Here is a 20753-nt window from a genome sequence, read left to right as displayed (position 1 = left end):
CGGGGCACACCAGGGTTCGGTGGCAGGTCATCCGCCGACGCCCCGGGGCGAACGGCGAGGGACACCTGAGACTCGACACGGTTCGGGACTCCCTGCGACCAGAATCTGCACCTCCGCGTCTCCGTACGCACAATCATCGAGTAGTTGACACGAACGCGCAGCACGCCGGAACCTCAACAGCCCTGAGGAAGCAACAGGTCAGCCGCCTCAGACAGGCTGCAAGCCGGGCTCGCTACCCTCAGGTCCGCGCCCTGTGTACGGTGCCAACTATCCCGCTTTTGTGCCAACTAAAAAGCCTCGTCACAATCGCGCTAGCGCCGCACCCGGGGCATCCCCAGTCCGATCCACGAGATGATCTCCCGCTGGATCTCGTTGTTGCCGCCGCCGAAGGTGAAGATCACCGCCGACCGGTAGCCGCGTTCGAGTTCGCCGTGCAGGACGGCACCGGCGGAGCCCTCCTTGAGGACACCGGGGGCCGCGACGATCTCCATCAGCCAGGCGTAGGCGTCCCGGCGCGCCTCGGAGCCGTACACCTTGACGGCGGAGGCATCCTGCGGGGTGAGCGTGCCCTCCTGGACAGCGTTCACCATCCGCCAGTTGAGGAGTTTCAGGGCGTCCAGTTTGGTGTGCGTCCGGGCGAGGAGCCGGCGTACCCAGGGCAGGTCGACGACGCGGCGGCCGTCGGCGAGTTTGGTCTCCATCGCCCAGCGCTGGACATCGTGCAGGGCGCGGATGGCCATGGTGCCGTGCGCCGCGAGGGTGACGCGCTCGTGGTTCAGCTGGTTGGTGATCAGCCGCCAGCCCTTGTTCTCCTCGCCGACCCGGCGCGTGACGGGGACCCGGATGTTCTCGTAGTAGCTCGCGGTGGTGTCGTGCGAGGCGAGCGTGTTGATGATGGTGCACGAGTAGCCGGGGTCGGAGGTCGGTACCAGGAGCATGGTGATGCCCTTGTGGGGCGGGGCGTCCGGATCGGTGCGGACGGCGAGCCACACCCAGTCGGCCGTGTCGCCGTTGGTGGTCCAGATCTTCTGGCCGTCGACCGTGTAGTGGCCGGTCTCCTCGTCGCCTTCCCGGACGGCCTTCGTCCGGAGCGCGGCGAGGTCCGTCCCGGCGTCGGGCTCGCTGTAGCCGATCGCGAAGTCGATCTCGCCGGCGAGGATCTTCGGCAGGAAGTACGACTTCTGCTCCTCCGTGCCGAACTGCATGATGGTCGGCCCGACGGTGTTGAGCGCCATCAGCGGCAGCGGTACCCCGGCCTGCGCCGCCTCGTCGAAGAAGATGAACTGCTCCATCGGGCTCAGACCTCGCCCGCCGTACTCCTTGGGCCAGCCCACCCCCAGCCAGCCGTCCGCGCCGAGCCGGCGGATCGTCTCGCGGTAGAACCGCTTCTGCGCCGCCGGATCGCCGTAGCGCGCATAGGCGTTGTCCGGTACCAACTCGGCGAAGTAGATCCGCAGTTCGGTGCGCAACCGCTGCTGCTCCGGCGTGTATTCGAGATGCACGGCGCCTCCTGCCTCCCCGAGCCCGACCTGACGGCGCACACCGTAGAACGTGTTTCAGAAATTGGGAATGCAGATGACGGGGAAGCTCAGCCCGGGAACCCGTCGGAGGGCCCGGCCGGGCGGCCGTACTCCCAGACGCGCTCTTCGGGCTTGTCGTGGGCGAAGAAGTCCTTCGCCGAGACGTCTCCGGCGGCGCGCGCCCGTACCTCCGCCGTCGGCTCCCCGACCTGCCGCCGACTGCCCAGCAGGCCGCCGGCGAGCAGGGCGAGGGTCGCGAGCGTGGCGGCGGAGAGCGTCTTGCCGCTCGCGGCATCGAGCGCGCCCAGCACGGCCAAGGTCAGGGAGAGCAGGGCCGTGACGTAGATCTCCGGGTTCTCCCCGGCGGAGAGAACGGCCCGCACACGCCGCAGAAGGCGCATGGACGCCATCGTCCGAACCCGCCCGCGGTCCGTCAATGGCGCGCCTGGGGCCGGGCGCCGCCGCGGGAGGCGGAGCCCGGCGGGTGCCGGTCCGGGCGTCGGCCCGGCCGCGCGTTCCTCGTCGCCGTCAGTGGCAGGGGAAACCGAGCAGGTGGCGGGCGTCGTGGACCCACTCGTGGACGTTCTCGCCCGACACGAGGGAGGTGGCGCCCTGTTCGGCGCCGACGAAGTAGAGCAGGACCAGCATCAGGATGCCGAAGAAGGCCGCCCAGGGGACGATCGCCCCGATCGGCAGCTTGGCGGGAAGGGCGGTGGGGGTGACGCTCGGCTGAGCGACGGACTGCGCCATGGGGCAGAACCTCCTGGGGAACTCGCGTCCCATCTCGGTGGTGCACAGGACGACAGCCACGGGTCTGACTTGGCCCGCCTCGCCGCCCCTGGCCGGAGCGACGCGTGCTGGGCTTACAGTGGCGCGACCGTGCCGGATTTCCACCGGGCTTCCGCCGAACCGTCGTCAATATCCACGCGACCGTACCGCGAAGCCGGGTCCCGGCCAAGGGCGCGTACGCCCCGCACCATGTGCGCCCCGTGCGCCGGGAAGCACGGCAACCGCCCTGCCGGATCAGGGATTTGCCTCCGGGCACGGGTCCAGAACGTATGAGAGTGATGGCATGACGAGCCGAGTGATCTTGATCTCCGCGGCGATCAGCGAGGCGCTGCGCGAGGCCCGCTTCGACGACGGGAGTCCGGTGGACGCCGCGGGCCTGCGGACCGCCCGGACGGCGGCCGCCGCGGGCGCCGTGCCCGCCGGGGGCCGGCTGTGGGTCTCCCCCACCCCGCGGTGCCGGCAGACCGCGGAGGCCCTCGGGCTCGACGACGGCGTCGACGCACCGGAGTTGGCCGGGCTGGACGTGAGCCGCTGGCGCGGTGCGACCCTGGCCGAGGTGAGCGCGAAGGAGCCGGAGGCGGTGGCCCGGTGGCTCGCCGATCCGGCGTCGGCGCCGCACGACGGGGAATCGGTGCGGGCGTTCTGCGACCGGGTCGCGGAACGTCTGGACTCGGCCGCGGAGTTCGACGGCCGGACCGTCGCGGTGGTGGAGCCCGAGGTCGTACGGGCCCTGGTGGTACGTGTGCTGGGGGCGCCGGAGTCGGCGTTCTGGCGCGTGGACGTGCCGCCGCTCACCGTCACGGAGTTCAGCGGGCGCGCGGGGCGCTGGAACGTCCGCGCCGGACGCCCACTCGCCTAGCCGACCCTAGGCGGCCCTAGGCGGCCCGAGCCGACCTGCCCCGACCCGAGGGGCCTGCGCCCTCAGCGCAGCGTGGCGATGAAGTCCGCGCACGCCTGGGCGCACGTGCGGCTGGTCTTCGCCGCGACCTCCGCGCCGGGGTGCCTGTCGAAGACGTCGGCGCATTCCAGGCAGACGTCACGGCACCACTCCAACTGGGCGCGGATACTCCGCTCGTTCTGCTCCGGCTGCCCGGACAGGACATGGCAGGTCGCCTCGCACACCTCCGCGCACTGGATGCCCTTGCGCCGCGCGAGGTCCTGCTCCTTCGGCCCGTCGGGATCCATGAGGCTCGCGCGCAGCGCACAGGCCAGCGCGCAGTCGGCGCAGGCCTGGGCGCAGGCGAAGCGGTCCTCGAGGAACCGGAAGAGCTCCTGCTGGGAAGTCGTCGTCGTCACAACGGCCGGGTAGCCGGAGGGAGTCGGTTCAAACAGCGCGGGGCAGAGACCTCACGCGCCGGCCGCTTCGCGGGAGATCTGCTCGAACTGCGCTCCCATCGCCTCGGAGAGCGCCTGCGCGGCCGTCAACGGACGTACCATCACGGTGAATTCGTCGATGCGTCCGTCCTCGTCGAAGTGCAGGAAGTCGCAGCCGTTGATCTCCTTGTCGCCCACCTTGGCGGTGAAGACCAGCGCGTGGTCGCGGCCGTCGGCGCCGGCGATCTCGCGGACGTAGCGGAAGTCCGTGAAGACGCGCCAGACGCCCCGCAGGATGGCCGCGGTGATCGCCTTGCCCGGGTAGGGCTTGAAGGCGACAGGGCTGGTGAACACGACGTCGTCGGCCAGCAGCTCCTCGACCGCGCCGAGGTCTCCGGCCTCCACGGCCTTGCGGAAGGAGTTCATCGCGCCCACCTCTCATACTCAACTAATTGATTAGGTGCGGATCAGATTAGTCGCGCGGGTGCATGGCGTCTAGCCTTGGAGGATGGCATTGCGCAACGCGGTTCTGGCCGCGCTCCTGGAGGGCGAGGCGTCGGGCTACGACCTAGCCAAGGGGTTCGACGCCTCGGTGGCCAACTTCTGGATGGCGACCCCGCAGCAGCTGTACCGGGAACTCGACCGCATGGAGTCGGACGGGCTCATCGAGGCCCGGCTCGTGCGGCAGGAACGCCGGCCCAACAAACGGGTCTTCTCCCTGACCGAGGCGGGCCTCGACACCTTGGCCGCCTTCACCGCCGGTCCCGCGAGGCCCACCGCGATCCGCGACGAGCTGATGGTCAAGGTGTACGCCCTCGACGAGGGGGACGCCGACGCCGTCCGGGCGGCGATCGCCGAGCGGCTGGAGTCGGCGCGCGCCAAGCTGGCGCACTACGACCGGATCGGTGCCCGTCTCCTCGACGGCCGCACCGAGGAGGAGTACCTCGCCGGGGCCGAGCGAGTCGGCCCGTATCTCACTCTCCTGGGCGGACGCGCCTTCGAGCAGGCGATCATCGAGTGGGCCGAGCAGGCACTGCGGGTCCTGGAGCGGCGCGCGTCCGTGCCCCGCTAGTGCCCTGACCGCATACGTTCACCGGGTCGGCGTTGTCTTTTGTGAGGCATGCCGGAGCTGCGTCGTGTGCGCTCGCGGACGAGGCTCCAAGCAGGCTCAGCCGTGGAGGAAGGAGGTGACTTCGGAGAATGGTGTGGCGGTCTCGGGTGTGAAACGCTTGGTCTCGTCTCGGAAGGAGCGGACCTCCAGCCAACTCTGGGCTGCCGCAGTCGGGAGCACGTCCAATAGCGCCTTGAGGTCTGCGGATCTGAAGACCTTGAAGGTCCGCGTCCGGCGGTAGTTGGACGGCTGGACATCGAACCTGAGGTCGACGACCGGCTGTGGCTGCCGGCTCCAGTCGCTGTAGGGCAGTGCACCGTGGCCGCGGATTCGCGCGTCGATGAGGACTTCCGGATCCGCGTCGCCGATCTCGCAGTCGAAGATTGGGAAGGCTGTCGCGACGCGAGCGGCGATGGCTGGATACGCGATGCAGGCTTGCCCGAGTGCCGGCGCGCAGAACAAGGCGTGACTGAAGGGTCCCACCGGCATTGACAGCGGCACCTTGTGGTGGGATTGCCCGTCGAAGGGCAGGTCGCGCCCGGCGCCGAGGACGGCCAGGAAGGACGCCACGGCCGCGGGGTCATGGCACTGTCCGCGCACGGTGAAGCGAACGGCGCTGCGTCCCTGGTCTCGCAGCACGAAGTACTCGTGGAATCCCATCGGGTGATCCGGGGCATGGCTGCGGTGGTACGTCTCGTCAAAGCCGTCTATTGGCAGATACTCGGCGACCGGGGCATGCGGCCGGGTGCTTGACTTGATCACGTCGAGGACGGGCGTCTGCTGGTCAAGTTCGGCGACGTCAAACGGCCGCTCAACCTCGGCGAAGCCCTTGCGGAGCCATTCGTTGATCTTGCGGGAGGCGTGGCGGCCGGCATGCTGTTCGTCGTCCAGCGTCGACGTGCTCGCCTTGCCGCTGGTGCCTGTCGCGCCCCAGCGGAGGAAGCAGCGGATGCCTTCCTGGCGAATTTCCCGGTACTCGGTCTTAGCCCCCTGCAGGAGCTCGAATCGCCGCCAGCCCGTCACCAGTTCCTCCAGCGCATGTGAACAGGGGAGCGGCGCAGTGCAACCCGGGGCCGTCCTCCGGCCGACACGCTATCCGGTGACTGAGCCGGTGGTCCCCACTCCCGGCGTCGTTCACGCCGCCGCAGGGAGTGGTCGTCCGCCCCAGCGGAGTCGTTCGTCACACAACGATCAACGAGACCCTTCTCCTTTGCGCCCGCAGGACTTCGGGCCTACTCGTCCAGCCCTACCAACCGGGGTGGGGAGGGGCCGCTCAGCATTCGTTACGGCGCGGGAGCGGCCCCCGCTCACAACCGGCGGGTGAACTCCTGGCGGTCGGCGAAGTTCTCGTAGCCTGCCCGTTCGAAAGCCATGATCATGGCGGTGTTGGCCGCGTCGCAGTCGCCGCGGATCTCCTCGGCGCCCGCTTCGACCAGTAGCCGCGTGCCGCGGGCCACCACCGCCGTCGCGTAGCCGTTGCCGCGGCAGGCGGGAGACACCGCCACCAGGCCGATCACCGCGGTCGAGGGGTTTCGGGCGGGGAGGCTGAGTGCGGCCGGCGTGCCGTCCGGAGCGTAGCCGAGTTCCCACCACGAGGGCTCGTACGAGAACTCCTCCATGTCCGCGAAGAGGCTCTCCGCGGCACGCCGGGCGCCATGCCGGGCGACCTTGGCGGCGAGTTGGGCGTCGGCGCTGGTCGGCAGCGCCTCGGCGAGGAGAGCGATGAACGGCTCACGGCCCAGACTGGGCAGGGAATGCCAGGTCAATCGGTCATCATGCGAAGTGAGTTCTCCCCCGGAGCGGCGGCGGAAGCGGCGACCGTCACGGGCCCGCTCGAAGCCCGCCAGACGGAGAAGCTCGGCGCGCCGTTCCGGCTCCGCCTGATACTGCGGCGGCTGTGTCGGCGAGTCGGTGACGTGCTCCAGCTCCGTGGCGCCGAGCGATTCGGCCAGGGCGACGGCCTCGGCCAGCAGCGCCTGGCCGGTGGCCAGGCCGGGTTCGTCCCACGGTGTCTCAAGGAGCACCAGGGCCATCGGGACGTCGTTCCCGGGGAGGGTCCATAGCGCGGTGGCCGCGGTGGGCCGACCGGCCTCGTCCTCCGCGACCAGGCACCACTCCGGCCGGGTGCACTTCTTGGCAAGTAGGTCGGTGAGGTAGGCGGCCGTCCCGGCGTTGCGCTCGGGCTGGTCGGAGTGCTGGACGAGGGCAGGTAGTTCGTCTGGGCGCGCTATACGTATAGGCATGTACTGGGATCATCCTGTCTCTCGATGACGTAGCCGGCTTTGCATGAAATCCCACCCAGTGGCACCGGCAGGCCTGGCTGTTCCTGCCCTTGTCAGACCGACCATCAGACCCGGTCCTACGGACTGGATATTGTCGGCCTCCTGCCGCAGCGGTGGATCCCACGGCCGATCGGCGGTGGTCGTGGCCTGGCGCGGGGCGGTGCGGCGTAGGCATCTCATTCCACCGGGTAGCGCACCACCAACACCCCCTCCACATCCCTCCCCACCGCCTCGTACTGATGCGGTACATCCGCCGCCCACCGGGCGTGGCCGCCCGGGCCCACCTCGAACGGGGCGGAGGCGGGACCAACCCGCGCCGTGCCGCTGAAGACCAGCAAGTGCTCCTCCGTGCCCGGCACATGAGCGGCCGAGCGCTGCACCGCGCCGCTCTGAATGCGGATGCGATACACCTCCGACACCGCAGCCGCGTCCTGCACGCGGTCCGTCAGCACCGCGTGCACCGCCGCGCCCCGCACCGGGGCGGGGCCGACGACCGTGCTCAGCGGCGCCTCGAGGGCCGTGGTCAGCGCGTACAGCGTCTCCAGGGTCGGATTGCGCCGGCCGGTCTCCAGTTCCGAGAGCGTGCCCTTGCCGACGCCGGAGCGGCGGGCCAGTTCCGACAGCGACAGGCCGCCGTCCTGGCGCAGACGGCGCAGCCGCTCGCCCACCTCCTGGGCCAGTTCCATAGCTTTCCGCCCCTACCGCGCCGGTGATGCATGGTCGTGACGCGACTAGCGTTCCATAAACAGAACGTTCTGTAAACGGAACGATCGTGGCGATGCACACGCACCGCGGCTCAGGAGGGGTTCGGACTTACTCGTCCAGGCGGTCCGGGCCCCGGCCGCCGCGCCCGCCAACGGGTATTCCCGCGGCCCCATCGGATGGCCTATGGCTGCGAGCGGGTTCCCTATTGGTCACCTATGTCCGGTGCGCATACGGTCGAAGACATCACCGCCCTGACGATCCGCGCACAGAACGTCAGGGCGTACGACCAAGATCCCTCCCAGGTCCGTCAGGGCCCGCACCCTCGGAGAAACGCACCATGTCGAAGATCCTTTTCGTGTTGACCGGCGCCGACCACTGGACGCTCGCCGACGGCACCCTGCACCCGTCCGGCTTCTGGGCCGAGGAGGCCGCCGCACCGTACGAGGCCTTCAAGGCGGCCGGGCACGAGGTCGTCGTCGCCACCCCGGGCGGCGTCGTGCCGACCGTGGACAAGGGGAGCCTGGCTCCCGACTACAACGGTGGCCAGGAAGGCGCCGACAAGGTCGCCCGCACCCTCGCGTCCATGACCGAGCTCCAGCGGCCGCTCAAGCTGTCGGAGGTGAACCTCGACGACTACGCCGCCGTCTTCTACCCGGGCGGCCACGGCCCGATGGAGGACCTCTCGGTCGACGCCGACTCCGGCCGGCTGCTCACTCTCGTGCTGGAGTCGGGCAAGCCGCTCGGTGTGGTGTGCCACGGCCCGGCGGCACTGCTGGCCGCCACCCGGGAGGACGGCTCCAACTCCTTCGCGGGCTACCGGGTCTCGGGGTTCACGAACACCGAGGAGACCCAGGCCGGTCTCGCCGACCGGGCCAAGTGGCTGCTCCAGGACCGGCTCGTCGAGGCCGGCGTCGACTTCCAGGAGGGCGAGCCGTGGGCCCCGAAGGTGGTCGTCGACCGCAACCTCGTCACCGGCCAGAACCCGGCCTCCTCCGCCCCGCTCGCCGCGGAACTGCTGAAGAAGCTGGCCTGAGCGATGACACGCCCCGGCCCGCGAAGCCCGGCCGGTCCCAGCGATGCCCGGTGACCGGCTGGACGAGGTCCTCGACGCCGCCTACGCCTGCCTGACCCGGTACGGCGTACGGCGCACGACGATGGACGACATCGCCTCGGCCATGGGGGTGTCCCGGTCGGCGGTCTACCAGTACGTCCACGGCAAGGACGACGCCTTCCGGCGCCTCGCCGGGCGACTGCACGAGCGGGCGCTCCTGCGGGCCCGCCGGGCGGCCGGCGCCGAGGACGCCCCGTACGCCGAACGCGTCCGGGGCGTCCTGGCCGCCAAGCTCGACCTGGCGCGCGGTCTTGCCGGGGACTCCCCCCACACGGCCGAACTCCTCGACGAGAAGGCCCGGTTGTTCGGCGACATCTGCCACGCGTTCACCGGTGATCTTCGTCGGCTGCTGATCGCGCTCTTCACCTCGGCGGACGCGGGGGCCCGGTCCCCGGCCGGTGTCGAGCCCGCCGAGGCCGCGGACATCTGTCTCGCGCTGGTCGCCGGGCTGGAGTCGGCGCCCGACGGCGGGCGGCTGCTCGCTCCGGCGGCGGACGCCCTGCTGACGGGGTTGCTGGGCACACCGGCGGATGCGGCCGGCGAACCCGGGGGCTGCCGTCCGGACCACGCCGCGGACGCGGGGGCCGGCACGCCCGTCCGCGGCATCGTCCGCGTCCTGCGACCTGATCCGATCGACAGCCCCTAAGGGCTGTCCCGTAATCCCCGGCGGGCGCACGACGACAGCTACGGCACTCCCCCAAGCTCTTCGAGCAGGGGGGACCCCCACGCCGCGTTGTCGGATCGCCCGAATACACCCAGTATGAGGACGACCCTCCGCCTTGCGATGCACCGCATCTGACGCCGCGCGCTGATCCACCGGGGATTACGGGACAGCCCTTAGGCACCCGGCGGTCTCGTCGTGCCGCGGACTTCGAGGGCCGGAGCGGTGAGGACGATCTCGCCGGGGCGGGCCGGGTCCTCGATGCGGTCCAGCAGGCGTCGCGCGGCGCGGCGGCCGATGTCCTGGCCGGCGTTGTCCACGGTGGTGAGCCACACATGGCGAAGGCGCGCGAGGTAGGTGTTGTCGTACCCGACCAGGGAGAGGTCGCGCGGCACCCGGTGGCCCAGTTCCTCGGCGGCCGAGAGCGCGCCGATCGCGGCGATGTCGTTGAACGCGAAGACGGCTGTGGGGCGTTCGGGCGCGCTGAGCAGCCGTACCGTCGCCCGGTAGCCGCCCTCCTCGGTCAGATCGCCCTGCTCGACGACGGCCGTCCCGGTCAGTCCGTGCTCGCGCATGACCGCCTCGAAGCCGCGCCGGCGCAGCGTGCCTGCCCTTCCCCGGCCCGCGATGTGCGCGATGCGCCGGTGGCCGAGGCCCACGAGGTGTTCGGTGGCGAGGCGGGCGCCGCGTTCGTCGTCGCCCGCGACGATGTCGACGCCGGGCAGTTCGGGCTCCCGGGCGCCCGCGACGACGGTCGGGATCCGTCCGGCGGCCGTACGCAGCGCTTCGGAGGCCGGGAGGGTGCCGACGGCGATCAGACCGTCGACGCGCAGGTCCAGGAAGGTCCGGGTGAGGTCCTCGCCGAGCCGTCGGTTGAGGTGGCCGTCGGCGAGCAGCATGTGCAGACCGGCGTCGTGCAGCCGGGAGTTCAGCCCGTCGAGCAGTTCCACGAACCAGGGGTTGCGCATGTCGTTGAGGAGCACGCCGACCGTGCGGGTGCGCCGCTCGCTGAGGCTGCGCGCCGCGGCGTTGGTCCGGTAGCCGAGTTCCTCGACGGCGGCGAGCACCGCCCGCCGCTTCTCTTCGCGGACCTGGTCCGAGCCGCGCAGGACGAGCGAGACGAGCGACTTCGACACTCCGGCCCGTTCCGCGACGTCGCGAATCGTCGGGGCTCTCATGACCTGGACCGTTCCATCTCTGGACCGTTCCACAGGGTGGGCGAGCCTGTCAAAGGGGTTGACACGTCCTGATATGGGCTTCAATGTGAGCCGGGAGGTGGTTGGACCGGTCCAAAGAAGGGCAGTCATGGTGCGTACGCTCGGCGTTGCCGTCGTGGGGTTCGGCTGGATGGGACGGGTGCACACCCAGGCGTACGCCCGCGTGCCCCACCACTTCCCGGACCTCGCGCTGCGGCCCGAACTGGTCGCCGTCGCCGACGAGGTGCCGGGCCGGGCCGAGGAGGCCGCCGCGCGGTACGGCTTCGCCACCGCCGTGCGCGACTGGCGTGAGATCGCCGCCGACCCGCGCGTCGAGGCCGTGAGCATCGCCGCGCCGAACTTCCTGCACCGTGAGATCGGTGTGGCGATGGCCGAGGCCGGCAAGCACATCTGGATCGAGAAGCCCGTGGGCCTGACCGCCGACGACGCCCGGGCCGTGGCGGACGCGGTGGCCAAGGCCGGTGTCCGGGGCACGGTCGGCTTCAACTACCGGTGCGCGCCCGCCGTCGTGGCCGCCCGTGAACTGATCGCCTCCGGCGGCATCGGCGACGTCACCCACGCGCGCGTCCGTCTCTTCAGCGACTACGCGGCGCATCCGGAGGGCGCGCTGACCTGGCGCTACGAGCGGGAGCGTGGCGGCAGCGGAGTCCTCGGCGACCTGGCCTCCCACGGCGTCGACCTCGCCCGCTTCCTTCTGGGCGAGATCGACGCACTCGCGGCGGACACGGCCGTCTTCCTGCCCGTGCGGGCCCGCCCGGCCGGCGCGACCGCGGGTCACGCGCGCGCGACGGGCGGCGAGCCGGCCCCCGTGGAGAACGAGGACTACGTCAACTGCCTGCTGCGCTTCGCCTCCGGTGCGCGCGGTGTCCTGGAGGCGTGCCGGGTCTCGGTGGGCGAGCAGAACAATTACGGCTTCGAGATCCACGGCACCAGGGGCGCCGTGTTCTGGGACTTCCGTCGCATGGGCGAGCTGGGGGTCAGCCGGGGCACGACGTACCAGGACCAGCCGGTCAGCACCGTGTACGTCGGTCCGGGGGCCGGGGACTACGCCGCCTTCCAGCCGGGAGCGGCGAACAGCATGGGCTACGACGATCTCAAGGTCGTCGAGGCGCACATCTTCCTGCGGTCCGTCGCCGACAACACGCCGTACGGTGCGACGCTGGTCGACGCGGTCCGCAGCGCGACCGCGCTGGACGCGATGGCGCGCTCCGCGGAGTCGGGGGGCTGGGTGACGCTCGGGGTCGAGTGATCCGCGGGGGCTGCGGAGTCTGCGGGATCCGCGGGATCCGCCCCGGGGTCAGCTCCGGGAGGCTCCGACCCGGAAGCCCCACTCCGGGAGGCTCCGAGCCGGAAGTCCGCTCCGGGAAGCTCCAGTTGGGGCCCTGTGGGCCCGGGATCACAGGCGTTCGCGGCCGAGGTCGGCGGGGCAGAGCGCCAGACGGGCCCCGCCCCGTGTCGCCCAACTCGTCGGAGGGGCGGACCGGTTCGGCCCCCGGTGGCGCGGGTTCACGGGGTGCGTGGTGGACCCGCTTCACGGTCGGTGCATGCTTCATGGGCGGACGAGCAGCTGGAACTCGAAGGCGTAGCGCGTCGCGCGGTAGATGTGGGTGCCGTACTCGACGGCGCGGCCGGTGTCGTCGTAGGCCGTGCGCCGCATGGTGAGCAGGGCCGCGCCCACGGGCTCGTCGAGGAGGTCGGCCTCCCGCGCTGTGGCGGAGCGGGCGCCGACGGACTGGCGGGCGCTGTGCAGCGTGATACCCGCGGCGCGCAGCATCCGGTAGAGGCCGGTCGACTCCAGTCGGACGGTGTCGACGTCGAGAAGCCCCTCCGGGATGTAGTTGCGCAGGGCGGCCACGGGCCGGCCGTGGGTGAGCCGCAGCCGCTCCAGGCGGTGCACACCGCTGCCCTCCGCGATGCCGAGAGCGACGGCGGCCTCGGGGGACGCCGGTTCGAGGGCGTTGTGCCGCACACGGGTCGTCGGGCTCTGTCCCGCCTTCTCCAAGTCGTCGTAGAGGCTGCTCAGTTCCAGTGGGCGTTTGAACCTGCTGTGCACGATCTGGGTACCCACGCCGCGGCGGCGGACCAGGAGCCCCTTGTCGACGAGGGTCTGGATGGCCTGGCGGACCGTGGGCCGGGACAGCCCGAGCCGGGCCGCGAGCTTCGCCTCGTTGCCCAGCAGACTCCCGGAGGCGAGCGCGCCGCGCTCGATGGCGGTCTCCAACTGCCGTGCCAGCTGGTAGTAGAGCGGGACGGGGCTGCTGCGGTCGAGCACGAGGTCGAGGTCGAGGCCCTCGGGCGGGGTGGCCGGCACCCCTGCCGATCGGGCGCTCCGGCGGTCGGGAACCCTTGCCATCGCATCGTCCTGACGGTCGGCCCCGGAGACGGTCGGCGCGGGAGGCCAGGGAGTCCCCGCGCCGACCGCCGTTCCTGGGCGGCGGGAGAGGTCAGAGGTGGCGCCGGCGGTCGGCGGCATGGCCGTCGTACCGTTCACGGGCGTCCGACGCGGCCTCGCGGGAGGCGACTTCGGCGACCGGGACGTCCCACCAGGCCGCGGCGGGCGGCGAGGTGGGCGCCGGGTCGGTCTCGACATGGACGCAGGTCGGCCGGTCCGAGGCACGCGCCGCGGCGAGCGCGTCGCGCAGTTCCCGTACGGTCTTGGCGCGGATGACGTCCATCCCGAGGCTGGCGGCGTTGGCGGCGAGGTCGACGGGGAGCGGGTCTCCGGTGAAGGTCCCGTCGGGGGCCCGGTAGCGGTAGGCGGTGCCGAAGCGTTCACCGCCGGTCTCCTCGGACAGGCCGCCGATGGAGGCGTATCCGTGGTTCTGGATCAGGACCAGGTTGACGGGCAGGCCTTCCTGGACGGCGGTGACGATCTCGGTCGGCATCATCAGATACGTGCCGTCGCCGACGAGCGACCAGACCGGCGTGCCCGGGGCGGCCAGTTGGACGCCGATGCCGGCCGGGATCTCGTAGCCCATGCAGGAGTAGCCGTACTCCAGGTGGTACTGGCGCGGACCGCGCGCCCGCCACAGTTTGTGCAGGTCGCCCGGGAGCGACCCGGCCGCGTTGATGATCACGTCGTCGTCGCCGACGACCGCGTCGAGAGCGCCGAGTACCTGGGTCTGGGTGGGCACCGCGGAGTCGTCCGCCGCGAAGGCCGCCTCGACCACCGCCTCCCAACGCGCCCCGCCCGCACGGTACTCGGCCTCGTAGGCCGGGTCGACGCGATGACCGGACAGCCCCTCCGTGAGGGCCCTGAGGCCGGTCCGGGCGTCCGCGACCAGGGTGCGGGCGGCCAGCTTGTGGGCGTCGAAGGCGGCGATGTTGAGGTTGACGAACCGGACGTCCGGCCTCTGGAACAGCGTGCTGGAGGCGGTGGTGAAGTCGCTGTACCTGGTGCCGACGCCGATGATCAGGTCGGCGGTACGGGCCATGTCGTCACTGACGGCGGTCCCCGTGTGACCGATGCCGCCGAGGTCGGCCGGGTGGTCATGGCGCAGCGATCCCTTGCCGGCCTGGGTCGAGGCGACCGGGATGCCGGTGGTGTCCACCAGCGCCTTGAGCGCTTCCTCCGCCTCGCTGTGGTGAACTCCCCCTCCGGCGACGATCAGTGGGCGCCGCGCGGCGCGGATCGCCCGGACGGCCGCGGCGAGTTCGACCGGGTCCGGCGCGGGACGGCGTACGGGCCAGACGCGTTCGGCGAAGAACTCCTCGGGCCAGTCGTACGCCTCTGCCTGCACGTCCTGCGGCAGGGCGAGGGTGACCGCGCCGGTCTCGGCCGGATCGGCGAGGACCCGCATCGCGTTCAGCGCGGACGGGATCAGCATCTCCGGGCGCGTGACACGGTCGAAGTACCTCGACACGGGGCGCAGGGTGTCGTTGACGGAGACGTCGGCCTCCACAGCGTGTTCCAGTTGCTGGAGCAGCGGGTCGGCGGGGCGCGTCGCGAAGTAGTCGCCGGGCAGCAGGAGTACGGGGAGGCGGTTGATCGTCGCGAGAGCCGCGCCGGTGACGAGGTTGGTGGCGCCGGGGCCGATGGACGTGGTGACGGCCTGGGCGGAGAGGCGGTTGAGGTGGCGGGCGTGGCCGACCGCCGCGTGCACCATGGCCTGTTCGTTGCGGCCCTGGTGGAACGGCATGGCGTCCTCACCGGCCTCCAGGAGCGCCTGGCCGATCCCCGCCACGTTGCCGTGGCCGAAGATCCCCCAGGTACCGGTGATCAGCCGGTGGCGTACGCCGTCGCGCTCGCTGTACTGCGCCGACAGGAAGCGCACCAGGGCCTGGGCTGTCGTCAGACGGCGGGTGGTCGCGCTCATCATGACCTCTCGGGGGCGGTGTAGAGGGGCAGTCGGGGGTCGACGGGCTGCTCGGGCCATGTGGTGCGGATCCAGGCGTGGTCCGGGTGGTCGCGGATCAGCCAGGCGCGGTCGGGGTCGGGGCCCCCCATGACGTTGAGGTAGTACATGTCGTGGCCCGGCACGGCCATGGAGGGGCCGTGCCAGCCGTCCGGGATGAGGACGACGTCGCCGTCGCGCACCTCGGCGAGGACGTCCGTGCCGGTGCCGTGCCCGGAGGGCGAGACGCGCTGGTAGCCGAGGCCGGGGGTGCCCTCGTGGGCGGTGAACTCGAAGTAGTAGATCTCCTCCAGTTCGGACTCCTCGCCGGGGTGGTGCTCGTCGTGCTTGTGCGGCGGGAAGGAGGACCAGTTGCCGGCGGGTGTGATCACCTCGACGGCGATGAGGTTCTCGCAGTCGAAGACTCCTGCCGCGCCGAAGTTGTTGACCTGGCGCGAGCAGGTGCCGGTGCCGCGCAGCTCGACCGGTACGGAGGAGGCGGGCGCGTGGCGGGCGGGCAGCCTGCGGGTGCAGCGGGCGCCGGTGAGCGCGAACCTGCCGCCGTCGCGGGTGGTGATCGCGACCTCGGCGTCGCGGGGGACGTACGCGAAGTCGGTGACCCCGGCGAACACGCTCGCCCGGCCGGCCAGTCGGAAGGTCTCGCCGTCGACGGCGACGGTGCAGCCGCCCGCCAGCGGGAGCACGATCCACTCGCTGTCGCCGGTGTCGAGGACGTGCCTCCCGCCGGGCGGCAGCTCCAGCACCCGCAGGCCTGCGTGGCCCCAGCCTGCCGTCGCGGGGGTGACGTCGACGGCGTAGACGTCGGTGCGGGCCTTGCCGGCGGGCAGGTGGTGCGTGGTGGTCATCGGCTGGCTCCTCTGCGGGGCGGGGCGGGGCGGATGCGGGTGCGAATGCGTGGTGCGGGTGCTTGGTGCGGGTGCGTGGTGCGGGTGCGTGGTGGGTCGGGGCCGTGCCGGTACATCCCAGTCCGTCGCCGCTGGATCAGACGTGGGCTACCTGTGCGAACCGCTGCTCGATCCGAACGTAAGCGACGGACATAGGGATGTACCGGCACGGCCCCTCCCGCCGGATCCCGGCTGCGGGCGGGTCGTGCTTGGGGCGGCCCTTCCCCGCACTTTCGGGCGCGGGTGCAAGATTCAGCCCCTCCGGCGTTTGAGGAGCGGGGTCTGGGGCGGAGCCCCAGGGACGGGAAGGGTAGGGGCGGAGGGGGCGAAAGAAGCTTGTGGGGTTCGGAGGTCCGGGGTCCGGGGGTTCGGAGGTCCGGGGTTCGGGGGTTCGGGGGTTCGGGAGACCCGGGAGCGGGGCAATCGGCGGGGTCGGGGCCCGGGTGATTCGAGGGGCGGGGAGGCGGCGCTCCCGTGCGTTCGGCTGAACGGCGGGGGTCAGAGGAGGCCGACCGCGGTGTCCACCGCGGTTTCCACGTCGCCTTCGACGGGGTAGAGCAGGGAGCGGCCCACGACCATGCCCTGCACGGTGGGCAGTCGCAGCGCCTTGCGCCATCTCTCGTACGCCCCTTCCTGGTCCGTGCCGACCTCCCCGCCGAGCAGCACGGCGGGGAGCGTGGAGGCTTCCAGTACCTCGGCCATGTCGTCGGGGTCGCTGGTGACGGGCAGTTTGAGCCAGGTGTACGCGGACGTTCCGCCGAGGCCGGAGGCGATGGCGATGGACCGGGTGACGGCCTCGGCGCTCAGGTCGTTGCGGACCGTCCCCGTTCCCTTGTCTCGGGCCGATATGAACGGCTCGACGAACAGCGGCAGTCGGTGTGCCGCCATGGCGTCGACGGCGCGGGCGGTGGTCTCCAGGGTCTTCAGGGAGCCGGGGTCGTCGTAGTCGATGCGCAGCAGGACCTTTCCGGCGTCGAAGCGGAGCCGGTCGATGTCCTCGGCGCGGTGGCCGGTGAAGCGGTCGTCCATCTCGAAGGAGGCGCCGGCGAGTCCGCCGCGGTTCATGGAGCCCATCACGACCTTGCCCTCCAGGACGCCGAGGAGCAGCAGGTCCTCCAGGATGTCGGCGGTCGCGAGCACCCCGTCGACGCCGGGCCGGGACAGTGCCACGCAGAGCCGTTCGAGGAGGTCGGCGCGGTTGGCCATGGCGAGCCGGTGGTCGCCGACTCCGAGGGCGCCGCGGGCCGGGTGGTCGGCGGCCACGATCATCAGGCGGCCGGTGTCGCCGATCAGCGGGCGGCGGACCCGGCGGGCGGCCGCTTCGGCGATGGCCTCCGGGTGCCGGGCGCGCACCGCGACGAGGTCGGGGATGCTGATACTCAAGTCAGGCTCCGTTCAGGGGTGGCGTCGGTCGGCCCGGTCAAGCGCGCGCGAGGAGGTTCTCGACCTCGGACCCGGTCGGCATCGCGGAGGAGCAGGCGAGGCGGGAGGCGACGAGCGCGCCGGCGGCGTTGGCGTACCGGACGGTCCGCTCCAGCTCCCAGCCGGACAGCAGGCCGTGGCAGAGGGACCCGCCGAACGCGTCGCCCGCGCCGAGGCCGTTGACGACGTCCACCGGCACCGGCGGGACCTCGGCCTCGGTGCCGTCGCGGTGCACGGCCAGCACACCCCTGGGGCCCTGTTTCACGACGGCGAGTTCGACTCCCGCGTCGAGCAGGGCCTCGGCGCAGGCCCGTGGTTCGCGTACTCCGGTGGCGATCTCGCACTCGTCGAGGTTGCCGACGGCGACCGTGGCGTGGCGCAGGGCCTCGGCGTAGTACGGCCGGGCCGTCTCCGCTCCGCGGCTGTTCCAGAACATCGGGCGCCAGTCGAGGTCGAAGACCGTGGTGCCGGTCCTGGCCCGGGCTTTGAGGGCGGCGAGGGTGGCCGAGCGGCTGGGTTCCTTGCTCAGGCCGGTCCCGGTGATCCAGAAGATCCGGGCCGCGCGGATGGCGAAGTAGTCGAGTTCGTCGGTGCGGATCTCCAGATCGGGCGCCTTGGGCTGCCGGTAGAAGTACAGCGGGAAGTCGTCCGGCGGGAAGATCTCGCAGAACGTGACCGGTGTCGGGTACGCGGCGACGGGGGTGACCCAGCGGTCGTCGACGCCGAACTCCTTGAGTTCCTCGTGGAGATAGGTGCCGAAGGGGTCCTGTCCGGTCCGGGTGATCACCGCGGTGGACCGGCCCAGGCGGGCGGCGGCCACGGCGACGTTGGCGGCCGAGCCGCCGAGGAACTTTCCGAAGGAGTCGACCCGGGCGAGCGGCACACCCGTCTGCAGCGGATAGAGGTCGACGCCGATCCGTCCCATGGTGATGAGGTCGAAGGCCTCGGCGGAGTCGGCGGCGGCGACCCGGGGTACAGCGGACTCAGGCATGCGTGACGCTCCTGATGCGGGGGATGTGGGCAACGGGGCGCCCGGTGCCCCTTAGGTGTAGGACTCCCGGCTCCTCTCTGTCAAGACTTTGTACGGACATTCGGACCTGCTCCTGAAATGATGTCTTAACAAAGTATTGACACGGGGGTGCGACAGGGACTTGTATCCCGTCCCAACGAAACCGCCGCTTCGACGGATCACGCCCGGACCTGCCGTCCGGGTTCCGCACGGGCCCCGCGCCCCGCGCCGTCCCGTTCCCTTTCCCCCGGTCGCACAGTGAGGTGCTGGAAAGATGGATCGCACGTTCCACCCCCGTTCCCGGAGAATCGCCCCCCTCGTGGCCCTGGCCGCGGCGTCCGCACTGCTCGCCGCCGGCTGCTCCAGCAGCTCGGGCGGCAAGAAGTCCGAGGACGACGGGGACGGTGCCGCCGCGGGCAAGGCGAACACACCCCGGATGACGGTCGCCCTGGTGACCCACCAGGCGCCCGGCGACACGTTCTGGGACATCGTCCGCAAGGGCGCCGATGCCGCCGCCGCCAAGGACAACATCAGGCTCGTCTACTCCGCCGACCCCAGCGCGGGCACTCAGGCCAACCTGGTCCAGAACGCGATCGACCAGAAGGTCGACGGCATCGCGATCACCCTGGCCAAGCCGGACGCAATGAAGGACGTGGTGGCCAAGGCGACTTCGGCCGGGATACCCGTCGTGGGTCTCAACTCGGGTCTCAGCGACTGGAAGAAGCTGGGCCTGACGGAGTTCTTCGGCCAGGACGAGACGGTCGCGGGCGAGGCGCTCGGCAAGCGGCTCAACTCGGAAGGCGCCAAGAAGGTCGTCTGCGTGGTCCAGGAACAGGGCAACATCGGCCTCACCCAACGCTGCGACGGCGTGAAGAAGACCTTCAGCGGCTCCACCGAGAACCTGTACGTCAACGGCACCGACATGCCGTCCGTGAAGTCCACGATCACCGCGAAGCTCAAGCAGGACAAGGCGATCGACTACGTCGTCACGCTCGGCGCCCCGTACGCCCTGACCTCGGTGCAGTCGATCGGTGACGCCGGGAGCAAGGCGAAGATCGCCACGTTCGACCTCAACAAGGACCTCACCGGCGCCATCAGCAAGGGGACCATCGAGTTCGCCGTCGACCAGCAGCCCTACCTGCAGGGCTACTTGGCGATCGACTCGCTGTGGCTCTACAAGAACAACGGCAACTACAGCGGCGGCGGGGAGCAGCCGGTCCTGACCGGTCCGGCCTTCGTCGACAAGAGCAACGTCGACACCGTCGCCAAGTTCGCCTCGAAGGGCACCCGGTGATGGGCATGGCCCAGCAGGCCGATCCGGCGGTGACCGCACCGCCGGCCCTCGGCCCCCGGAAGACCGACGGGCGGACGGCGCGGCGCTCCCTGGCGCTGCGGCTGCTCGCCCGGCCCGAGGTCGGGGTGTTCCTCGGCGCCGTCGCCGTGTTCGTCTTCTTCCTGATCGCGGCGCCGTCGGTCCGCTCCGGCAGCTCGATGGCGACCGTGCTCTACCAGTCGTCGACGATCGGCATCATGGCGCTGCCCGTGGCACTGCTGATGATCGGCGGCGAGTTCGACCTGTCCGCCGGTGTCGCGGTGATCACCTCGGCGCTGACGGCGAGCATGCTCAGCTACCAACTCAGCATGAACGTCTGGGCGGGTGTGATCGTCGCGCTCGTCGTCTCCCTCGCGATCGGGGCGTTCAACGGCTGGATGATGGTCCGCACCGGGCTGCCCAGCTTCCTGGTGACCCTCGGGACCTTCCTGATCCTGCAGGGCGTGAACCTCGCCGTCACCAAGCTGGTCACCGGCAACGTCGCCACCGACGACATCAGCGACATGGACGGTTTCGGCCAGGCCAAGAAGGTCTTCGCCTCGTCGTTCGACGTCGGCGGCGTCCAGGTGAAGATCACCATCGTGTGGTGGCTGGTCTTCGCGGCACTGGCCACCTGGGTGCTGCTGCGCACCAAGTACGGCAACTGGGTCTTCGCGGTCGGCGGCAACCAGGACAGCGCCCGCGCGGTCGGCGTCCCGGTGACCTTCACCAAGATCACGCTGTTCATGACGGTCGGCTTCGGCGCCTGGTTCGTCGGCATGCACCAGCTGTTCTCGTTCAACACGGTGCAGTCGGGCGAGGGCGTCGGCCAGGAGCTGATCTACATCGCCGCGGCGGTGATCGGCGGCTGTCTGCTCACCGGCGGCTACGGCTCCGCGATCGGCCCGGTCTTCGGCGCCTTCATGTTCGGCATGGTGAACCAGGGCATCGTCTACGCCGGCTGGAACCCCGACTGGTTCAAGGCGTTCCTCGGCGTGATGCTGCTCGGCGCCACGCTCATCAATCTGTGGGTCCGCCGCACGGCGACCCGGAGGTGAACC

At 71.0% G+C, this 20753-nt stretch carries 21 protein-coding genes and 1 riboswitch; of the genes, 7 read left to right on the top strand and 14 right to left on the bottom strand.

All coding sequences use genetic code 11. The features are described 5' to 3' along the window. Positions 1 to 311 precede the first annotated feature (311 nt). The 3 genes from OOK38_RS29775 to OOK38_RS29765 all read right to left on the bottom strand — a co-directional run bounded on the left by OOK38_RS29775 (position 312) and on the right by OOK38_RS29765 (position 2270). Positions 312 to 1502 carry an acyl-CoA dehydrogenase family protein gene (locus OOK38_RS29775; protein WP_266755517.1) on the bottom strand — a complete coding sequence of 397 codons (1191 nt, stop codon included), beginning with the start codon at positions 1500 to 1502 and terminating at the stop codon, positions 312 to 314. Positions 1503 to 1588: 86 nt separating this feature from the next. Beyond that, entirely contained in the window at positions 1589 to 1921 is a 333-nt protein-coding gene (locus tag OOK38_RS29770) for a hypothetical protein (protein WP_266755519.1), read from the bottom strand. Between the two features lie 127 nt (positions 1922 to 2048). Then, positions 2049 to 2270 carry a CbtB-domain containing protein gene (locus tag OOK38_RS29765; protein WP_266755520.1) on the bottom strand — a complete coding sequence of 74 codons (222 nt, stop codon included), beginning with the start codon at positions 2268 to 2270 and terminating at the stop codon, positions 2049 to 2051. Positions 2271 to 2332: 62 nt separating this feature from the next. Continuing rightward, positions 2333 to 2423, bottom strand: a riboswitch (cobalamin riboswitch). 169 nt (positions 2424 to 2592) lie between these two features. Between OOK38_RS29765 and OOK38_RS29760 the strand changes: the two genes are divergently transcribed. Further along, a complete protein-coding gene (locus OOK38_RS29760) occupies positions 2593 to 3168 on the top strand; it encodes a histidine phosphatase family protein (RefSeq protein ID WP_266755521.1) in 576 nt (191 codons plus the stop codon). A 62-nt stretch (positions 3169 to 3230) separates the two neighbouring features. Here OOK38_RS29760 and OOK38_RS29755 read toward each other — a convergent pair whose 3' ends face one another. Beyond that, entirely contained in the window at positions 3231 to 3605 is a 375-nt protein-coding gene (locus OOK38_RS29755) for a ferredoxin (RefSeq protein ID WP_266755523.1), read from the bottom strand. Between the two features lie 51 nt (positions 3606 to 3656). Further along, positions 3657 to 4049 carry a nuclear transport factor 2 family protein gene (locus OOK38_RS29750; RefSeq protein WP_266755525.1) on the bottom strand — a complete coding sequence of 131 codons (393 nt, stop codon included), beginning with the start codon at positions 4047 to 4049 and terminating at the stop codon, positions 3657 to 3659. Positions 4050 to 4131: 82 nt separating this feature from the next. On the opposite strand from OOK38_RS29750, the gene OOK38_RS29745 reads away from it, so the two are divergent. Then, positions 4132 to 4695, top strand: coding sequence for a PadR family transcriptional regulator (locus OOK38_RS29745; protein WP_266755527.1), 564 nt, complete (start codon positions 4132 to 4134; stop codon positions 4693 to 4695). Between the two features lie 96 nt (positions 4696 to 4791). Here the strand turns inward: OOK38_RS29745 and OOK38_RS29740 are convergent, their stop codons facing one another. From OOK38_RS29740 to OOK38_RS29730, 3 genes are all read right to left on the bottom strand, one after another. Next, positions 4792 to 5757 carry a WGR domain-containing protein gene (locus OOK38_RS29740; RefSeq protein ID WP_266755529.1) on the bottom strand — a complete coding sequence of 322 codons (966 nt, stop codon included), beginning with the start codon at positions 5755 to 5757 and terminating at the stop codon, positions 4792 to 4794. A gap of 284 nt (positions 5758 to 6041) precedes the next feature. Beyond that, positions 6042 to 6977 (bottom strand): GNAT family N-acetyltransferase, encoded by a 936-nt coding sequence (locus tag OOK38_RS29735; protein WP_266755531.1) that lies wholly within the window; start codon positions 6975 to 6977, stop codon positions 6042 to 6044. Between the two features lie 215 nt (positions 6978 to 7192). Further along, complete coding sequence (locus tag OOK38_RS29730) at positions 7193 to 7702, bottom strand: helix-turn-helix domain-containing protein (RefSeq protein ID WP_266755533.1); 510 nt, start codon at positions 7700 to 7702, stop codon at positions 7193 to 7195. A gap of 356 nt (positions 7703 to 8058) precedes the next feature. Between OOK38_RS29730 and OOK38_RS29725 the strand changes: the two genes are divergently transcribed. Continuing rightward, the gene (locus OOK38_RS29725) at positions 8059 to 8754 is read left to right on the top strand and encodes a type 1 glutamine amidotransferase domain-containing protein (RefSeq protein ID WP_266755535.1); all 696 of its coding nucleotides are present in this window, start codon (positions 8059 to 8061) and stop codon (positions 8752 to 8754) included. A gap of 43 nt (positions 8755 to 8797) precedes the next feature. After that, complete coding sequence (locus tag OOK38_RS29720; RefSeq protein ID WP_266755536.1) at positions 8798 to 9478, top strand: TetR/AcrR family transcriptional regulator; 681 nt, start codon at positions 8798 to 8800, stop codon at positions 9476 to 9478. Between the two features lie 191 nt (positions 9479 to 9669). Here the strand turns inward: OOK38_RS29720 and OOK38_RS29715 are convergent, their stop codons facing one another. After that, positions 9670 to 10671: a LacI family DNA-binding transcriptional regulator gene (locus tag OOK38_RS29715; protein WP_266755538.1), complete on the bottom strand. Its 1002-nt coding sequence runs from the start codon at positions 10669 to 10671 to the stop codon at positions 9670 to 9672. Positions 10672 to 10798: 127 nt separating this feature from the next. Between OOK38_RS29715 and OOK38_RS29710 the strand changes: the two genes are divergently transcribed. Beyond that, the gene (locus OOK38_RS29710; RefSeq protein WP_266755540.1) at positions 10799 to 11959 is read left to right on the top strand and encodes a Gfo/Idh/MocA family protein; all 1161 of its coding nucleotides are present in this window, start codon (positions 10799 to 10801) and stop codon (positions 11957 to 11959) included. 300 nt (positions 11960 to 12259) lie between these two features. Here OOK38_RS29710 and OOK38_RS29705 read toward each other — a convergent pair whose 3' ends face one another. From OOK38_RS29705 to iolC, 5 genes are all read right to left on the bottom strand, one after another. Beyond that, positions 12260 to 13063 carry a GntR family transcriptional regulator gene (locus OOK38_RS29705; RefSeq protein WP_266755542.1) on the bottom strand — a complete coding sequence of 268 codons (804 nt, stop codon included), beginning with the start codon at positions 13061 to 13063 and terminating at the stop codon, positions 12260 to 12262. Between the two features lie 91 nt (positions 13064 to 13154). Next, positions 13155 to 15026 carry a 3D-(3,5/4)-trihydroxycyclohexane-1,2-dione acylhydrolase (decyclizing) gene (gene iolD, locus OOK38_RS29700; protein ID WP_266765556.1) on the bottom strand — a complete coding sequence of 624 codons (1872 nt, stop codon included), beginning with the start codon at positions 15024 to 15026 and terminating at the stop codon, positions 13155 to 13157. Next, positions 15026 to 15910, bottom strand: a complete 885-nt coding sequence (iolB, locus tag OOK38_RS29695) for a 5-deoxy-glucuronate isomerase (RefSeq protein ID WP_266848954.1) — start codon at positions 15908 to 15910, stop codon at positions 15026 to 15028. The genes iolD and iolB overlap by 1 nt, the downstream gene beginning before the upstream one ends. Before the next feature lie 537 nt (positions 15911 to 16447). After that, positions 16448 to 17332, bottom strand: coding sequence for a deoxyribose-phosphate aldolase (locus tag OOK38_RS29690; protein WP_266755546.1), 885 nt, complete (start codon positions 17330 to 17332; stop codon positions 16448 to 16450). Between the two features lie 37 nt (positions 17333 to 17369). Then, positions 17370 to 18362, bottom strand: coding sequence for a 5-dehydro-2-deoxygluconokinase (gene iolC / locus OOK38_RS29685; protein ID WP_266848952.1), 993 nt, complete (start codon positions 18360 to 18362; stop codon positions 17370 to 17372). A gap of 292 nt (positions 18363 to 18654) precedes the next feature. Here iolC and OOK38_RS29680 point away from each other — a divergent pair, with 292 nt between their 5' ends. Continuing rightward, the gene (locus tag OOK38_RS29680) at positions 18655 to 19674 is read left to right on the top strand and encodes a substrate-binding domain-containing protein (protein WP_266755549.1); all 1020 of its coding nucleotides are present in this window, start codon (positions 18655 to 18657) and stop codon (positions 19672 to 19674) included. Beyond that, positions 19674 to 20750, top strand: coding sequence for an ABC transporter permease (locus OOK38_RS29675; protein ID WP_266755551.1), 1077 nt, complete (start codon positions 19674 to 19676; stop codon positions 20748 to 20750). Before OOK38_RS29680 ends, OOK38_RS29675 begins: the two co-directional genes overlap by 1 nt. Positions 20751 to 20753: the final 3 nt, after the last annotated feature.

Source organism: Streptomyces sp. NBC_00568, assembly GCF_026341855.1.
Taxonomy (GTDB): domain Bacteria; phylum Actinomycetota; class Actinomycetes; order Streptomycetales; family Streptomycetaceae; genus Streptomyces.
The sequence above is the reverse complement of the archived record's forward strand: the minus strand, read 5'-3'. Positions and strand labels throughout refer to the sequence as shown.

Excerpts from the sequence above, each read along its gene's own strand:
- OOK38_RS29765 (WP_266755520.1), bottom strand. The coding sequence starts at position 2,270 with ATGGCGCAGTCCGTCGCTCAGCCGAGCGTCACCCCCACCGCCCTTCCC.
- OOK38_RS29730 (WP_266755533.1), bottom strand. The coding sequence starts at position 7,702 with ATGGAACTGGCCCAGGAGGTGGGCGAGCGGCTGCGCCGTCTGCGCCAG.
- OOK38_RS29705 (WP_266755542.1), bottom strand. The coding sequence starts at position 13,063 with ATGGCAAGGGTTCCCGACCGCCGGAGCGCCCGATCGGCAGGGGTGCCG.
- OOK38_RS29745 (WP_266755527.1), top strand. The coding sequence starts at position 4,132 with ATGGCATTGCGCAACGCGGTTCTGGCCGCGCTCCTGGAGGGCGAGGCG.
- OOK38_RS29770 (WP_266755519.1), bottom strand. The coding sequence starts at position 1,921 with ATGCGCCTTCTGCGGCGTGTGCGGGCCGTTCTCTCCGCCGGGGAGAAC.
- OOK38_RS29680 (WP_266755549.1), top strand. The coding sequence starts at position 18,655 with ATGGATCGCACGTTCCACCCCCGTTCCCGGAGAATCGCCCCCCTCGTG.
- iolC (WP_266848952.1), bottom strand. The coding sequence starts at position 18,362 with ATGCCTGAGTCCGCTGTACCCCGGGTCGCCGCCGCCGACTCCGCCGAG.
- OOK38_RS29710 (WP_266755540.1), top strand. The coding sequence starts at position 10,799 with ATGGTGCGTACGCTCGGCGTTGCCGTCGTGGGGTTCGGCTGGATGGGA.
- OOK38_RS29715 (WP_266755538.1), bottom strand. The coding sequence starts at position 10,671 with ATGAGAGCCCCGACGATTCGCGACGTCGCGGAACGGGCCGGAGTGTCG.
- iolB (WP_266848954.1), bottom strand. The coding sequence starts at position 15,910 with ATGACCACCACGCACCACCTGCCCGCCGGCAAGGCCCGCACCGACGTC.
- OOK38_RS29675 (WP_266755551.1), top strand. The coding sequence starts at position 19,674 with ATGGGCATGGCCCAGCAGGCCGATCCGGCGGTGACCGCACCGCCGGCC.
- iolD (WP_266765556.1), bottom strand. The coding sequence starts at position 15,026 with ATGAGCGCGACCACCCGCCGTCTGACGACAGCCCAGGCCCTGGTGCGC.
- OOK38_RS29720 (WP_266755536.1), top strand. The coding sequence starts at position 8,798 with ATGCCCGGTGACCGGCTGGACGAGGTCCTCGACGCCGCCTACGCCTGC.
- OOK38_RS29760 (WP_266755521.1), top strand. The coding sequence starts at position 2,593 with ATGACGAGCCGAGTGATCTTGATCTCCGCGGCGATCAGCGAGGCGCTG.
- OOK38_RS29735 (WP_266755531.1), bottom strand. The coding sequence starts at position 6,977 with ATGCCTATACGTATAGCGCGCCCAGACGAACTACCTGCCCTCGTCCAG.
- OOK38_RS29750 (WP_266755525.1), bottom strand. The coding sequence starts at position 4,049 with ATGAACTCCTTCCGCAAGGCCGTGGAGGCCGGAGACCTCGGCGCGGTC.
- OOK38_RS29725 (WP_266755535.1), top strand. The coding sequence starts at position 8,059 with ATGTCGAAGATCCTTTTCGTGTTGACCGGCGCCGACCACTGGACGCTC.